The sequence below is a fragment of the Aquimarina sp. MMG015 genome, assembly GCF_018100855.1.
GTDB classification, from domain to species: Bacteria; Bacteroidota; Bacteroidia; order Flavobacteriales; family Flavobacteriaceae; genus Aquimarina; species Aquimarina latercula.
Window position 1 is genome coordinate 48445 of the sequence record NZ_JAGJEB010000014.1, and the last position, 17246, is coordinate 65690.

Sequence of the window (17246 nt, forward strand, 5' to 3'; positions counted from 1 at the left end):
TATTAGTTAAGTAAGAACCTTTAAAGGTTGGATTGATTTAATTATTAAGACCGATCATCAAGTGCATAAATTGCAAAAGACCCTAACCAGTGTCCTCCTTCATAGCTATCGCCTACAAGATTGGGTAATGAATACTTTACGTGTTGATTAGCGATATTGATAAGATGTTCATATTCTGGGTATTGATTTGCTAATCCATATAATACCCAAGCTCTACTAAAATTAAGCCCATCTAGATGTACTAATTTACCATCAGTACGATCAGAGACTTCTCCAACCGGTATTGCAAAATCAGGTTTTTTAAGTTGTGGCATAAAATCGTCAACCCACTTATCAAAAGACGGTTTATCCAATACCTTTCTCATAAGATCAACCTCTTCTAAACAAGGTGACAAAAAATCATATCCGCTAGGTTCCCAACCTATCGGACAGTTCGAGTCTTTAGTATAAAAATCTTTTGCACGAGAAGCGATAACATTTTTGAGCTTAGTATTATCAAACGTATTTGCATAATCCAATGCAAAAGATAACCCGAATGCTGTATTGGTATGTTCACCTACTCTGATGGGATACTTAAGTTTTGGTAAAAATTCGATATATCGTTGTACTATTACATCTATTAATGGTTGCAAATTTTCTTCAAGGTTCTTTGCTACAGGATCATCCCATGTATGAATTTCTTCGGCAAGTTTAAGTAACCATGCCCATCCATATGTGCGCTCATAAGATGTATTATGTTTTCCTTTAAAATATAGTACCTCTGCCTCTATATTTTCTTTAGAAATACTTTCTATTAGTTTGGTTTTTATCTCTGTAGCTTTTTCTATTTCTGGAAAGGACTTTACTAACTTTACTAGTGACCAATGTCCATGAACCGCAGAATGCCAGTCAAAACAACCATAAAATGCTGGATGTAAAACTTTAGGCTCTCCTAAATCTTCTTTGCTTCCTATGGTTTGTCCTAATTTATTTGGATACTCGGTATGAATGCAGGCTAAGGGCAATTCCACCAAAGTATTTGCTTGATCTTTGGTTAATTTTAGTGGTTTTTCTATAACAACTTTAGAAACATCTTCTTGGTCTACAGATGGTTCTATTATCTTATTAGAATTAGTTTCTGAAGTATTGCAAGCTGCAATAATCATTGAGAAAAACAAAATAGATAATCGATTCATGTGTCAATACATTTAAATTTTTCCTCATCTTTACAGATGATTCCTTTTTAAAAATATTGATTTCCTTGTGTTAATCTATATGATTGTTAATAACATAGAAGAATAGTTTATAAACTCTTACATCGTAGCCATTTTACCTTCTTTTAGGTATTCTTTTTTTATTCCTTCTAATACAGTTTCGAGAAGAATTGTCTTATGCTTAGAAGCTATCGTTTTGAGACATATATATTGTACTACATTTATAATATTTGCGCCTGTAAGTGCATATTTTTTTGAGATTTCTTCTAAAGAAACACTTTCACCTAATGTTATTTTATCTGGTAAGTTTTTCTGCCAAAGTAATAATCTTTCTTTAAAGGATGGATTTTCGAATTCTATAATTGATTGGAACCTACGCGTAAATGCTGTATCGATATTATTTTTAAAATTTGTAGCTAAAATAACCAATCCCGGATGCGCTTCAATTCGTTGCAGCAAATAAGATACTTCTTGATTCGCATATTTATCATGAGCATCTCTCACATTAGTTCGTTTTCCAAAAATTGCATCAGCTTCATCAAAGAATAAGATCCAAGACTTATTTTTCGCTTTATCAAATAATTTAGATAAGTTTTTTTCAGTTTCACCTATATATTTTGATACAATCATAGATAAATCAATACGGTACACATCTTTTCCTGTGAACTTCCCTAATAAAGTTGCAGTTAATGTTTTTCCAGTTCCTGGAGGACCTGAAAAAAGAATACGATACCCAGGTTTGATTCTAGATTTCATATTCCAATCATGTAATACCACATCATTATACTGCAACCAAGTCTCTATTTCTTTTATTTGATGCAAGGTTTTACGTTGTAGCACCAGATCCTCCCAATCCAATTGTGTTTCTATTCGTTCCGCAGGGAAATCTTTGCTCATAGTAGGTTTTAATACTTTGCCGGTAGTAAATAATGATACATATTCTTCTTCCAGCAATAAACGCCCACTCATTTTGGGTTCTCCCATTGGAACTGTATCTAAATAAATAATTCCTTCTTTCATAAAAAGATGATCTTCATAGAACATCTCTGTGAGTTGTATTCTTTTTTGGATATCACTACCTCCTATTATAAACTGTACGGTTTCTCCTGTGGGTATCACCCCTCGATGGTTTTTACCTTTTACACCTCCAAACTCTGGTAACTCTCCTCCATTTGGTAAAAAATCAGATAAAATAGTTGTAAAAAAATTCGGAGAAATATGAGGAACAATAGCCAATAATAAAGTAATTACTTCTTCTAAAGACAATTGTTTTTTTCTAACAAATATTGAAAACGATGATCCATCAGATACGATATCATCAAATTTTGGAAAAACTGGTATTTCACTAGTATAATTATCCTTCAAGCGATACTCAATCACTTCTCTTAAAAATGATAATTTACTGTCAAAATGAATTGTATTCTGAGCTAAGGTATTTTTCATCTTTTCACACTAAAGGTTCAATAGAAAACACATCTATTTTGGATCTTCTAAAGCTTCTAGTCCTTTTCATAACCGCTACTCCATTCCTAGAACCTTGATGGTTGGTGTTTCCTTCTATAGTTTCTATAACATCACCATCTATAGATGTTATTATACCAGTATGTGTCCAATCTAAACGAGATTTTTGAATCAAGAAAATATCTCCTTTTTTTATTACAGACGGATCTCTTCTTATTTTTTGATATCTAGAAAGTAAGTTTTTTTCTAAACCTGTGTTACCTACTGTATCACAACTATAGGTAAGTGGCATTAGTGTTCTGAAGTTTTTGCCTAATGCGCTTGCCGCTTGATCTAATATTGCTTGTGCAAATCCCATACACCAAAACCAAGGAGATCCATCATGACCGTCCATATAACTTCGTACCCAAGGTCCACTATTGGATTGTCCCCGGATATTAAGTTCGAAAGGGTGTTGACGTAAATGATTTTCAGCTACTTCTACCATCAAATCTCTTAGATTATTACCAAACAAAGGTTTTTCGAAAGCTTCTTTTAGTCCAACACATAACTTATCAAATAGTCCCTGATCTACAATTCCCGTAGTTGCAAGGTTATGAAAACTCTGAAGATTCTTTACCGCTCTTTCTGTAGCAGGGCCAAAATCACCATCAATTTCTGTTGCTGTTCCACTACTAGGGTTCGGAATAGAGAATAAAGTTAACCAAGATTGAATTTTCATCACATCCCTTTTATTATTATCGATTCCTCTTCTTTTTTGAGTGGCTTTGATTACTAATTCTTTCTGATATGCTGTCTTTTTCATAACCCTATCTTATTTAAAAACATAAAGTTAACTCAATTCAACTGGTTTTCCATGAGCTAAAAGACTCATCTTTTTAGGGGTTTTTTCCTGTGTTTTCAATAACAAGTTCTTTCTTATCTAGTTTAGATTATTGTGTATCCACTCATCTCTATACTTCATCGAATTGCCAATCTCCTCTTCATTATTGATTGCATTACCCCAATTAATAATTAATAGATCCTCATTCGCCAATTTTACTACATTTGAAGGAAAATTAAAGTCAGAAAATATTTGATAATCCTGAGGCATACCTACATCAGAAGTTTTATGATAATTAAGACTTAAAAAATCTGCAATCTTATTACATTCCCAATAATCATTAATTCTAGCTTGATCTGCAATATATCCCTTAACTTCATAAAGTTCTACCCCTAATCTGTATCCAAATAAAAATTCACCTGAAACAACTGAATATATATCGTTAGTAAAATCAATCATTGATTGAACAATTTGCTTTAATTCTTTAGTTTGCTCGATATTTTCAAATAGAATAATGCTAAAACCAAATTCATTTATTTCAAAATATAATCTAAGAGAATTATTTTCTGAATCAGAATCCTGAATAACATATGTATCATATTTACACCTAATAATATGGTTCTTTAATTCATCAAAAGTGTTTAATGTTATTATCCTATCATCCTTAAACCTATAAAAGCATTTTAATCTGCTTCTAAAATTTGTATTTTCAATTACCTTAATGATTGAACTTAAATAAGCCGTCTCATCAAACCAGTTTTTATTTGTTTTTATAAACCTAAAATCTTGTAATCTTAAAATGGCTTCCATATTTTCTTTATGATTCAACATTTGTATCCCATCGTGATCCACCGACTAATGTCCTTAAAAATGGTGACCATTTGACTCTAATTGATTCACGGGAGAAATTATACACAACTTTATTAAATGTTCGTTTATTATCTTTATCTATAACCCAAGGAATTTTAGGGCGTGTTAGTATTTTTCCATAGTCTTGCATTTGCTCCTGTTCTTCACCACTGGGGTTTCTATCTTCACTTATTGCTTTTGCTTCAACAAGATTTGAACCATCAATTCCATCGGCATCTCTATTTCTCTCTAGCTTTTTATTATCAAAGTAATCTTTAGCGAATGTAGGTCTTGGAGATCTTGTCATTATTCCTTTACGTTCCAGCCATAATTCAAATATCACCCCTCTTACTGCATTTAATTCTGAGGGTATATGGCTGGATTTTATTACATTTTCATCAAGATCATGAAGACTATTTATATATTTATTGACTGCTAAATTTCTGAAATTTTCTCTATATGTATCAATATTACGCTGTTTTTCTGCATCTGACCAGGTCGGGTTCCATTGCAACACGGTGCTGGAATTAAGAATACGGCTATACATAGTTCGATACTTTTCTATAAGTTGATCATAATCTGTATCTCCTCCTCTTCTAACTGCTTCTCTTTCTCCCGCCTGGCTTTGATCAAAGGTATACTGCATTTCTGTATCCGTAGGTGCAGAGGAAAACGTAAAAATCAAGTCTTTCGTTTTCCAAGAGTTAAGATGTCCTCTGGTTGCACTTTCTGACAACCCTAACACCCCTTGTAATTGTTCTCTTGAAAAAAGACGATTACCATAATTAGAAAAAGCAGTTTCTATATGATTCACTGTTGCTCCGGATAATCCCGCTTGTTCAGCCCTTTGTCGAATGGAACCAGTTGTGGCTGTTCCTGATTTTGGAATTTCTTCAACCTCTCTCTGAACATAATTATAATTCCAGGTATCTCCACCATCTGTTACGGAGGATATATTAATTACTGAAGCATGATCCGTATTTACCCTATTTTTGATACCTTCTGCTTCTTCAGCAGTTACCTCTCCTTCATCCTGTTCTCTTACTCCTTCTGAATTGATTGCTGTTATAGCTACTCCTACTGGACCCGTAGGAGTTTGTTCAACAGATGACGGAGCATTTCTCCCCATCACCCTATCCAGCAATGCCATACCGGTATCTACCGCTTTATTTACCAACCAAGTTAAGGCTTCATCTATTAATGCCCTTACAGAACCTATGATTTCTGCTATTCTAGCTCCTATTCCACCCAACCCAACTTGATTGGCAAGGAATCCAATAACTACAGGCATAGATTGTCCCATGGTTCGTTCCAGATAATCTGCTGCAGTTGCTACATTTCCTTGTGCTATATCGGCTACTCCATTCACAAATGAGTTAATCACTTCTAGCATCTCTCGCAAATATTGGATAAAACTCTGAACTGCACTGAAGAAAGCCATTGCTCCATTGACTACCGCCATGATACCAGTTGGATCCAACATACTCAATAATCTGGTTGTTATTTGTGTAATGATTCTAGTCATCACAAAATTCTTTACAGCATCAATTACAATATTCCAAAGGTTACTAAGCTGTTCCTGTATTTTATCCCAAATGGCTGCAATACCTCTTTCTTGAACATCTTTGATAAATGTCCAGATACCTTCTAATGTATTAATAGCACCTCGCATTCTGGCAACTCTTTCTGGTCCTATTCGTGGATGTTCTGCCAGTTTTTCCCAGATGCGTTCCATAGAAAGCCCTAATACTTCTAAGACCCAACTAATTACTCCTTGCAGAGAGAAGTCTGTAAGTTCTGGAATACCGGCATCTCTTAATTCTCGCATTAACCAACCCATCACACCGTTAATTAAATGGGTTACGATGTTATCAAAGAATTTCACAAAGCCTTCCTTGATAGCTCTTAGTATATTCTTCAGGAAACCAATTGGATCTCTCTTGATGTCTTCCATAGCTTGAAGTGATCGGGTAATAATATTTCCGATCAACTCGAAAGGGAAATTCATAATTTCCAAAATAGCCACTATTACAATTCGTACTATTTCTGCTACAAAAGCAATTAATCTACTGATAGGTTCACCAAATTGATCTATAATTCTGACAAAAGCGTCAATAGGATTCAGAAGATCATCTATAGAAAAAGAATTCCAGAGATCTACAAATAACTGCACAATGGATTGAGGAGTCATATTTAAAGTATCGACTGCAGCTTGTATCTCTCCTACAATTCTAGCAATCGCACCTGTTTCTTCCATTTGCGCATACTGTGCTTCTCCTCCTTCCATTAAACTCATAAAACCTCTAATAAGATTCGGAACTGTTCTTGGTACATGTTCGTCCGTAAAAGGATCTTTACCAATAATTACTTTAATCAACGAGAATCCTCTTGTTTCGTTTGCCACAGAAGAAAGCCAACTTAATAATGCTTTCTTAATCAGTTTAAGCACTTCGATTGCTACTGTTAACGCAAATGCCCATACTCTTTCTAAAAAACCAGTAACGCGCCCTGACATTGCGGTTAAATTTGTTGCGATTTCCGTTAGGTTCGCTGGACGAATTGCTTCCCACGCAGCATTTATTAATCCTCTTAACTCTCCTAATAATGCCATGAAGGTTCCTACTTGAGTATCAAGCCAATCCGCTGTTTCTTGTAAGGTGCCCCTTTCTCGCATTTGCTCTAACTCCGTTTCCTTTCCAATAAGCATTAAGAAATCTTCCAGAATTTCTACAGTAGTAGCGGTTACTTCTTCGTCCCTTAGTGGATCATAGTGTATGATCTTTTTAATCAATGACCAAGCTCTGTTTTCTTCTAAAATGGGTTCTGCAACATCAATTAGTGCTTCTTTAATCCAATCAATAATTTGATTAACTAATGAATTTGCAAATACTGTTATTCTATCCACGAGATCATTAAATTCTTCTCTTAACCCACTAATGAATGAGGTTGCAGCGTTATTTTCCCAAGTCTCCTGCACCAAATCTAATAATCCTTGGGTTGTGAGGTTCAACTCGCTTAACCTTCCCGTGACCCAATCAAATACTCTTTGGAGAATTCCGTATTCTTGAAGCTTATCAAATATTGCTACCCCAAATGGTACTAAACCTATAAGACCTCTTATCAGATTTGTTGGTGTTGGCTCTACGCGCTGTCCTCGCAAGGGGTCGTATTGTATAATTACAGTAAACAATAAGTATCCTGGAATATTACGAGCATTATCAAGAATCCAATCCGGTATATAATCTAAGATTGATCTTTGAATCATCTTGGGAGCTGATATAACCTCTACTGGCTTTTTCCTAATTGTAGAAGCTCCTTGCTGTACCGTATGGGTTAATTCATGAGCTAATAAATGTTTCCCTGAATTGGAAGAGGTGTCAAATTTTCCTTCATTAAAATAAATATCATTTCCATGCGTAAATGCCTGAGCTCCCATATTCTGACTCATTTGTTTGGCATTTGAATCTGTATGAACTCTTACATTACTAAAATCCGTACCAAAACCAGATTCCATTTGTACCTTAGTTTCTTTAGGTAATGGTGAACCTCCTCCCTTAGAACTGTTTAAACGAGATTCTATAGATGTATTTGTATTCGGAATTTCATTTGACTTCCTCTGAACTGTTTGAAGAGTTGATATCTGTTCTTCTTCCTCTTCTTTCTCCTGAACTTCTTCTTCCTTTTTTTGTATATCAGAAGTTATCTTACTACTATCTTTTTTTTCTTGAATTGTAGTTTCTGGAATAATTTCTTGCTGTTGTACTTCTTCCTCTGGTTTTTTTTGTACCTCTTCTTGTTCTTCTTTTTGTTGGATTGATTGATCTTCTGTTTGTCTTTGAACCAACTGACTTATGCGCTCTACTTTTGGTTTTTGCTGAACCTCTTCTTCATTTTGTTTTTGAACACGCGGAACTGGGCTAAAAAAAGAATTGCCTTGTTCATTCCCTTTAGCTACAATAGTATCTGCAACCCTATCTGCCTCTACTTCATACTTATCATTAGGTTTACCAACGGTAAGTTTAGGCTGTACGAAAGCATCCTCATTCTTATCTTTCTGAAATAAGGAAGAATTGCCTGATTTAGCACTTGCTGTATTTGGCGATGCAGATCGAAACATATTTTATAAAAATGTTTTATCTAAATTTTAATTATTACTTCTCCGATATTTTTGCAACGTTTTTTTTGCAACTACTTTTTTTACGGCCTCTAGATCTCTAGAAACTGTGATACTTTTTAATTGGTTTTGAAGAGTCCCTTTATCTACCTCTTCTATATTTATGTTTTGAATTTCTGCTAGGTTTTTCAACTGAACTGCTTTGACCGCTGTTTTCGTTCGTATACTATCATCAGTAATCGAACCAGTTGCCCGCTCTTCTGCATTTTCTTCTTCTTGCTTTTGAATAGCTTTATCTGCATATTTAATCGCTTCCTCTGATTTACCTAATAATAATTTAGCTTCACTTATTTTTATTATATCCTCTGGTGTTTTTGCTCTTTTTTGAAGCTTTTCTGTTACCTCCGAAAGCCTCTGTTTTGCTAATGAATCTTTAGGGTTACTAATTACTTCATCATGATACTTGGTAAAAGCTATTTTATCTTTGGAGATACTAAATTCTTGTATACTTGGATATCCAATCATTAGAATTGGAATTAGAAAAAAGAACAATAATTTCTTTATTTCTTCTTTCTTTACAATATAATAGACTAATCCAGCACTAAGTATCAAAAACAATAGTACCCCTAAACCTAATAACACTAGTTCATATAAGTGTAAATCATTCATCAACTCCTTCATAATTTCTATATTAAATTAATTAGACATTTATCTCTTTTACTTCATTATATTCATAAATTCCCAAAAATCGAGTTTATTGAGTTTTCCCGAATTAATATTATGCGTAAGCGTCGATAGCTGCTCCTCATTGGTTTTTACGAGGTTGCTATCTGATTGTGCGGCGTTATACGTAGGATGACCTCCTCCTCTCCACATCATATTATCATTATTCATATTATGATGTAGTTCTTTAATAATTTTTCCTACAAGATTTGATTCTTCTCCTTTTTCTATCAGGTGCTTAAGCCCAGAAGTATGACCTACTTCGTGCGGAATTGTATTCATATCAGCTCCGGATATCATTCCGGGAGTATGTTTTTCATTAAGATATACTAAAGTTCCATAAAAAGGCCCACTTCCATAAGTCCCATTGACCTTGGGATGAGAATCATCTAATACAACAAATAAATGTTCTTTTGTAAATTCAAGATCCATCAATTTATTAATTACCCTAACATTGGCAGTAGTTTTGATATCGTATTCAAATTCTAATCCGAACATGCTTTTGGTCATACTACCTTTAAAACTATTCTCTATCTGTGTTTTTGCCGCATTTGCTAATCCAGATGCATTTAATGTTGCATTGCTACTTTTATTAAGTACAGCTCCTTTAAAATCCAAATCGATATCCACCTTTACCTTTTTACTGCTTACTACATTATGTTTTTGAGATTTTTTCCAATGTTTTTGTACATTATTTTTTATTTTACCTTTTTGTTGAATGGTATGCGTAAGCTCATGAGCAAGTAGATGTTTCCCTCTTTTAGAATTTGGATTGAACTTACCATCATTAAAATAGATATCATTACCGTGTGTAAAAGCTTGTGCTCCCAGAGCTTCGCTCAATTTAACGGCCTCTGTATCTGTATGTATGTTTACAGCACTAAAATCAGCCCCAAAGCCTGACTCCATTTCTGTTTTCACAGCTCTTGAGAGCTTTACTCCTTTACCTTTTCTACTTTTTAATCTTGATTCTATATTGGTATTCCCATTTTGATTCGTTCCTTTTTTTTGCACTTTTTCTTCTTCCTTGGCTTGGACAGGTTCCTCTTCTTCCTGTTTCTGAACAGGTTCCTCTTCTTCCATCTTCTGTACTGCTTCCTCTTCTTCTTGTTTCTGAACGGGCTCTTCTTCCTCCATAGCTTGCACGGGTTCCTCTTCTTCTTGTTTCTGAACAGGTTCTTCTTCCTCCATAGCTTGCACGGGTTCCTCTTCTTCTTGTTTCTGAACAGGCTCTTCTTCTTCCATCTTCTGTACTGGTTCCTCTTCTTCTTTTCTTCTTACTTGTCCTTCTCCTCTATCTTTAAACATATTGGCTTGCACCTTATCTTCTTCCGTAGCCTCTTTTTTCTGGACAGCACTTCCTGCATCATTAGTTTTATTCACTACCTGATCGGCCATTTGATCTGCTTCTACCTCATGCTTATCGCCTGGTTTTCCAACTTTGAGTTTTGGTTGAATGAAAGGCTTTTCATGCTGCTGTTTGGGGCTCGATTTTCTTCTCTTTTGTAACCTCATAATACTGTTTTTTTAAGTTCAGATATTACCGAATAGTGTTTACGCCACCTTGCTATTGGAGTGCTTTTTTTGAATTACTTTTTGTTTTTCTAATGCTGTTTTCACCTGACTATACCAGTACGGAAAGATCTTAAACAACCTGTATTCTATCTCTTCTATAATATGTTTCTTATACTTGGTTACTCCAAAAAGGTGGCTATATCCGATCTTTTCAGCTTGTTTAGAATGTTCTGCAATACTTCTTCCGTTAAGCAGCAATGATGGTTTTGTGTTTTCATGATCCAATAAGCAAGCAAGCGTATATTGTTCTATTAAAATAACAGGTTCGTATCCTTTACGCTTTAAAGGTTTAAATTGCTCTCTAACATTCTTGTATACTTCTTCTATATCATAATATGCATGGACAAATTTGTTACACAATGAAAGGTCATTAAAACCTAGTACCCCGCAACTAAAAGAATATCCAAGGTCATTATTCCAAAATGGTTGATCCATAACGAATTGATTAAAAAATTCAACCTGCTTTTTATAATGTATGCCATATCCTCCTTCCTTTCTTTCTAATAATACTTTATCAAAGTTGAAGTCTATTTTACTTTTGATAAACACATCTGTATCTAGATGAACAAAGGGTTTATTCTGCAGTTGAATGGCTTTTATTTTTGATGCAGACCATAAATCTTTATCATGGAAAAAAGGGAGTTTTGTTACACGACATGGCAACATATATAAAAACCTATAAGCATTCTCATCTACATATAATTCTACATCTTTATACCATAAATGACAATATAATATACTCAGAGCAGTCATATAGATCGTTTCTTTAAACCTATTTCCCATGTTCCATCTATTCTGTACAATAGGAGCGGTGTTTAAACTGAATATTATCCGTGGTTCAATCATAAGTTACTTTGTTAACTGCTTTAGTAATCCTTTTTCTTTTAAGTAGCGAACATTATTATACAATGAGGCTTTTTTACTATGTTTATAAAGTCTTCTCCATTCGTAATTTGCCCCCATTGTATCCGAAGTTAGTAAAGGGATATGATCATTATGAAATTTCATCATTTCATCAAAAGAAGTATGAAGAACTTTGGTTCCAAGTAAGTAAGACTCCTGTAATCTCATCTTAGAAAAATTTCGTTTAAAAAAGTCAATATGAACTCTCTTTTTATTTATAAAAATTTCAGAAACCAGCACTTCTCTGGATTCATTTATATTATAAAAATTAATCCCATGTCGTCTTAGATTGTACTTCTCAATAACAGGTGTCAAATCCTTTTCATCTTGGTAAATTATGTCCAAATCGTGAACTGGCATTTCATAATAAGATCTTAGGTTTATATAATCCGCAACACCTCCTACAAAAGCAATCTTTGAACTATCTAATAATTGAAAAATTTTCTCAAATACAGCTTGTTGTTCTAAATAGATATTGGCTCTGTCTTCTTCTTCATATGATATGTTTTCTATCGCTAATTCCATAAATTTTATTTTACCAATCCACAAAAATGATTTTATTTTTCCAAGGCAGTTTTATCATTGATATATTCCACGGAATCTTATCTATGAGTATATCTTGAGTTTTTCTTTCTAAAATAATTCGGGGACGACTTTCTGTATGCATTAACTTTCCAGAACGTTGTAGAAATTCGTTTCTTAACAAGTCATTAGAAGAGTTTTTTATTACCTCCCAATGTCCTATCAGTGCCGTTAGCATTTGATCTGCATGATTTTTCACTTTAGGCTCAAGTGGTACAAAACGATTGATTGGATATTTTGAAGGAAGATTACATAGAAATTTTTCGAACACCATATTATTTTCAAGCTGTTGTTCCTTTCCTGTAGAAAGATAGTGCAGTATATGCACTGCTTTTTCTTTATCTAAAAATTCATTATGATCATTGATTACCTCACAACTCTTAAAAAGTTGACTCAAAAACGGATGCACAAGTACAAGACCGGCATGGTTTACATATACGTCTTCGAAATCTTCAGGAATTTCAAGACTGTCATCCATATTGTAATCTTTTTCTTCTGATTTTATAGGATTAAAATGAGTAGTATCTAGTTTGTCTTCATTTCCTTTTTGTATCTTTTTATAAGGTATTGATGTTATCTCATCTTTTTGGATGTTTTCCTCTATTGAACTTTCCCTATCCGTATGTTTATGTTTCTCACTAGATTGAGCTATATTGTCTTGATAAAAACCTAATACTTGGGATATTTTCTTAATTTCTTTTGGTAAATTCTGGATTATTGTTAGTGCTGGTGTTGTCGTAAGTAATTCAAGAAAATAGGTGCTTACATACCTTTTATTTTTACTTATTTCCCATTTTGTAATTTCTAACACTAATTGGGTGAACTTATTTGAAATTTTTAACGTATCAACATCTTCTATAAGTACATCGAATACAATATCCCAAATAAAAAACCTTTCTTTTAACGTAAACTTTTTGCCATCAATACTTCCTTTTAAAATTAGCTCTTTAACCATATCTGGCTTCTGTGATGCTTCTTTTTCGGATTGATTGTCTGTTATAAAATGATTAAAAATCTTTTGAATTTCATCATCCGTAAACTGTAAAATCAGCCTTTTTCGCGAAAGAGGATTTTGAATAACTGTTGACAGTTTTTTAAACCCACGTTCATCTTTAAATATGGATAAATTTTCACTGAAATTTAATAACTCATCAGATGTATTAAACCAGCTATGGGTACCATTTTCTAAAAAATGAAGGAATTTTTCGAATCTTCTTTCTTCTCTTTTTAATAATCTTAAAATATCCTTTTTATTAGCTTTAAACGGTTTTTCTCCTCTTAGTTTATATATTTTTTTTGTAATCTGATGAGCAATATCTTCTTCTAATCCTTTCAGGTTTTGACTAGGTTTTATCTCAAGTTCTACATCTAGTCGCTCTAGCTGTGTAAAATGGTCAGGATCTTTATTCCCTAAATCATCAAAGGAGATAAGTAGACGTGGTAGCACATAATCTTTAATAAATAGGTCAATATTATCCTTGAAGTAATATGCTCTTTTATTAGAACTAGTACTTACTTCAATAAAAACTTTATTAATAATATGTTTTTTAGCTACGTCCACGTCCTCCTAATGTTTCTAATTGCTGATCTATTTGACTAATTAAAAATGTTGACTCTATAAATGCTTCTTTTATACTTTCTAAAAACTCTTTAAGTGTACCATCTATATCTGGATTAAATTCTAAGTTTCTAAATTCTTCAAAAGTGGTGTTGATCAGATTAGCTATAGAAGAGATTTGTTCTATAGATTCTTGAAGAAGCGTTGGGCTTTGACATCTTAATATATTATAGAATAATTGCGTATACACCTCTATCAACACTCTTAACATACTTAATTCCTCTTCTGCTCTTGCTCCTCTAACTCCTTCTAATAAAGCCCTGTAAGTGTTTTCATCAAACATATCAAACAACAAATTGTTGTTATCACCTGATGTAAAAGATTCTACATCTTGGATCACAGCATTAAACCGTTCTTCTATGCTATCAAAAGCCAAAATAGTTTCTTCTCCAAATCCTTCTAGTGCTCCAGAATTTCGAATTGTCTCAAATTCCGTTATCATACCTCTAACAAAACCACTTACTATATCTACACAAGTGAATTCTCCTTCATCAGAACCTATACTAATAGATCTTGGACCATCTAATCGTTCTCCGCATAATTCGCTTATAGCACTTAGAGAAACCTCTATAGAAGATGCATCATATAGATCTAAAGATCTTCTTACTTGTGATCTATTGGTACGTTCAATTTCTTCTCCTGCAACATTCCATAGATATCGATCTGCTATATCAGAAGTATTATTTAATACCAAAGTATTTTCTTCAATCAAATGTGTAAACTGTGCTGATGGTTGTTCTTCTATTGTTATTACTATTCCTGAAACTTCTCCATTCATCAAGATTGGCACCGAACTTACAGAAGATGGTACATCTGTAGCTCTAAATACAAAACGACCATTTCTAAAAGAAACCCCATTGCCTGTAATTGTTACTTGTGCTCCATCTGGTTGTACCGTAAATGGATAGAATACATCATCTCCTCTACAAATAGTAGTGGGTTCAATTTCTACCACGATTTCTTCTACGATTTCAATAGCAACTTCTATTTCTTCTCGATTAGCACAATCATTTACTCCTCCTTGCGCTATAACTGTAAATGTGAATACTCCTGAAGTTTCAAATCTATAGGCGTGTTCTATGCTAGTTTCGGTTGATTCAACGCGATCCGATCCATCTCCAAAATCCCATGTGTACTCCAAATTCTCTTCAAGATTATCTCCCGTAATATTGAAGGTTACCGTTACCTGATTGTCTTCGGTTGTTTCCGAGATATTAGCAACTTCAATTCCAAATTCTGGTCTTCTGGTAATAACAATCTCACATTCTGTGGCAAAATTGTTTACAGTAAATGTGATTGTCTCTCCAATCAACTCATCACTAACTAAATTAGGGTCAAAAACAAACTCACCGAACTGATTTACAGTAACTCCTCCATGAAGTCCTATCGGAACTTGCGCTTCTACATATCCACCTGTTGGTGTTATATGAAACGGTAATGGCTCAGTAGTTTCATCAAAACAAAGCTCTCTAGTAGGTAAACTAAGTGTTATAAAGTTTTCATCACAACACATATATGGTAATGTAAAATCAGCAATTACGGGATTGAGAACCTCTCTTCCTTCTTCATCAACTTCGCCTTCGAAATCACCAGCTAATGACGGACCGGGATATGGATAGGGATACCCATATCCATAAGGATACGGATAAGATCTAAATTCGCCTTCTACATAAACCATAACAAATGTGCCGCCGGGAGCAACACCTCCTTTATGTTCGAATCCGTGATTCTTATTCAAATAAAATGTAGTATAATTTTCGACAAAATCTTGAGCATCAGACTCATTAATTTTTAATACTACGACATTGAAGCCTAAACCATGTTCTCTTCTGATATCCTGTATTCTCTCTAATGCATCTGTATAGTTTTGTCCCTGATGTCCTTCGATTCTATAAAAGTCATGATCCATACAGATTTCTAATGGGCGTTTTATATTTAATAAATCTCTGTGATAGCCTAAGTTATTTCTATGCTTACCTAACACTGTTTTATCATAATCCCATAATTGAATTAAATGATCGCCAACGTTGTTATAAAAAGGTATTGCTTTTTTACTTAGCTTACCAAGTTCAAAAGAAGGAGTAATCTTTATAAATGTATAATTGGCATTATAATTTGCTAATAACTGAACTGCCCTTTTTATGAGACTATGTAATCGTTGCTCATCTGAGTTTTCTCCATAACACATATCAATCTCATTACCTTCAAGATCGATAATAAACTCTTCTAATGTGTTATCATTTCCAGGTTGTGCTAATCCATCTGCTGTAAGACAATCTGAACAGGTGCTTACATTTTGATCTGTTAGCAGTGGTGATTTGTAAAAACTATGTCTATATTCATAACATGGTCCTGTTTTTTCAACCTCTCCAAGCATAAGATGTTTAGGAAACGACATAATATCAGGACAGCAAGAGGTAAAATCCATATTAAATAGAAGTTCCTTAATCTCATTGTAGGTGTCTATTACATCTTTAAGTAAATCATGTCTATATTGAAAATCAGGCGGAACATTGCTTCCTGTAAAAGAATATAGGGACTCAAGATTATTTTCTATAGCTCCTAATAATATTGGCATTTGCATTGCTGTTAATAAGATCTGAAAACCAAATCTAAGATCACCAACTACATTATTTTGATACAAGCTATTAGTAAAGCTTCTTTTAAGCTCTTGATAATGTATAAAATCCTCTGGTTGACATACTACCCGATTGGATCTTACATCGGGCAACTGATGAAACAAATTCGAGAAATTCGTTTTACTTATAATAGGGTCATTATCATTAATCTGTTCTGCAACAGTTTTGCTTACTAATAGCGCTTTATAGTTACCGATCATTTCTTGTCCTTGATTATCGCAGGACAGACTAACACATAGATCAAGTTCTTTTTCGTATTGTTCAAGATATAGTAATACCACTCCTTCTTTTACTGCCAAGCCAGTATTACCTTGAAGTGCGCTAAGTACAAAATGATCATCATTTTCTATCTCGGCTTGTTCTGCAGTAAGCAATTCAAAAATCTCTAGCTGCGTATCACCATCATAGAAAAAAGGTGTATAATTTGCCTTTTCATTATTGTAGACTTTATAATGAGTATATTCTTTAGCTTCTATGTCCATTATTTTTGTCCCTTCTACCTGATCAATTTGATACAGATGAAAAAGATCTCCATCAGTAGTAACTCCTGCTCCTTGCGAAATAGAAATTGTACTGTTTACATCATCGCACGATACCTTAAATCCACAGACAATTCCAACACCGCTCAGGCAAATTCTGCTCAAGCGATCTTGATCATCAAAAAAGTCTACGATCTCATTAAGGTGTCCTTCTGTAAGCACCTGATTTTTTGTAAATCTTCGGTACTGTGTTGTTATAGTTGAAAGCTTGGTTGACATTTTAATGA

The 17246-nt window shown here is 33.8% G+C and carries 11 protein-coding genes; all 11 read right to left on the minus strand.

The annotated features are described in order from the left end of the window. Positions 1 to 44: 44 nt before the first annotated feature. Positions 45 to 1175: a DUF2891 domain-containing protein gene (locus J8L88_RS20690; protein WP_211061727.1), complete on the minus strand. Its 1131-nt coding sequence runs from the start codon at positions 1173 to 1175 to the stop codon at positions 45 to 47. A gap of 117 nt (positions 1176 to 1292) precedes the next feature. Continuing rightward, positions 1293 to 2636 (minus strand): ATP-binding protein, encoded by a 1344-nt coding sequence (locus tag J8L88_RS20695; RefSeq protein WP_211061728.1) that lies wholly within the window; start codon positions 2634 to 2636, stop codon positions 1293 to 1295. Positions 2637 to 2640: 4 nt separating this feature from the next. Further along, positions 2641 to 3459 (minus strand): peptidoglycan-binding protein, encoded by an 819-nt coding sequence (locus J8L88_RS20700; RefSeq protein ID WP_211061729.1) that lies wholly within the window; start codon positions 3457 to 3459, stop codon positions 2641 to 2643. A gap of 117 nt (positions 3460 to 3576) precedes the next feature. Then, positions 3577 to 4308, minus strand: coding sequence for a hypothetical protein (locus tag J8L88_RS20705; RefSeq protein WP_118386664.1), 732 nt, complete (start codon positions 4306 to 4308; stop codon positions 3577 to 3579). After that, positions 4295 to 8443 (minus strand): DUF4157 domain-containing protein, encoded by a 4149-nt coding sequence (locus tag J8L88_RS20710; protein ID WP_211061730.1) that lies wholly within the window; start codon positions 8441 to 8443, stop codon positions 4295 to 4297. The genes J8L88_RS20705 and J8L88_RS20710 overlap by 14 nt, the downstream gene beginning before the upstream one ends. Positions 8444 to 8470: 27 nt before the next feature. Next, positions 8471 to 9121, minus strand: coding sequence for a hypothetical protein (locus J8L88_RS20715; RefSeq protein ID WP_147404092.1), 651 nt, complete (start codon positions 9119 to 9121; stop codon positions 8471 to 8473). A gap of 36 nt (positions 9122 to 9157) precedes the next feature. Further along, the gene (locus tag J8L88_RS20720) at positions 9158 to 10678 is read right to left on the minus strand and encodes a DUF4157 domain-containing protein (RefSeq protein ID WP_211061731.1); all 1521 of its coding nucleotides are present in this window, start codon (positions 10676 to 10678) and stop codon (positions 9158 to 9160) included. Between the two features lie 39 nt (positions 10679 to 10717). Further along, positions 10718 to 11584, minus strand: a complete 867-nt coding sequence (locus tag J8L88_RS20725; RefSeq protein WP_118386668.1) for a DUF6734 family protein — start codon at positions 11582 to 11584, stop codon at positions 10718 to 10720. A gap of 3 nt (positions 11585 to 11587) precedes the next feature. Continuing rightward, entirely contained in the window at positions 11588 to 12166 is a 579-nt protein-coding gene (locus J8L88_RS20730; RefSeq protein WP_118389934.1) for a hypothetical protein, read from the minus strand. A 10-nt stretch (positions 12167 to 12176) separates the two neighbouring features. Next, entirely contained in the window at positions 12177 to 13784 is a 1608-nt protein-coding gene (locus tag J8L88_RS20735; RefSeq protein ID WP_118386669.1) for a contractile injection system tape measure protein, read from the minus strand. Then, on the minus strand, positions 13771 to 17238 hold the full coding sequence (locus J8L88_RS20740) for a PKD domain-containing protein (RefSeq protein WP_211061732.1): 3468 nt from the start codon (positions 17236 to 17238) through the stop codon (positions 13771 to 13773). Before J8L88_RS20740 ends, J8L88_RS20735 begins: the two co-directional genes overlap by 14 nt. Positions 17239 to 17246: the final 8 nt, after the last annotated feature.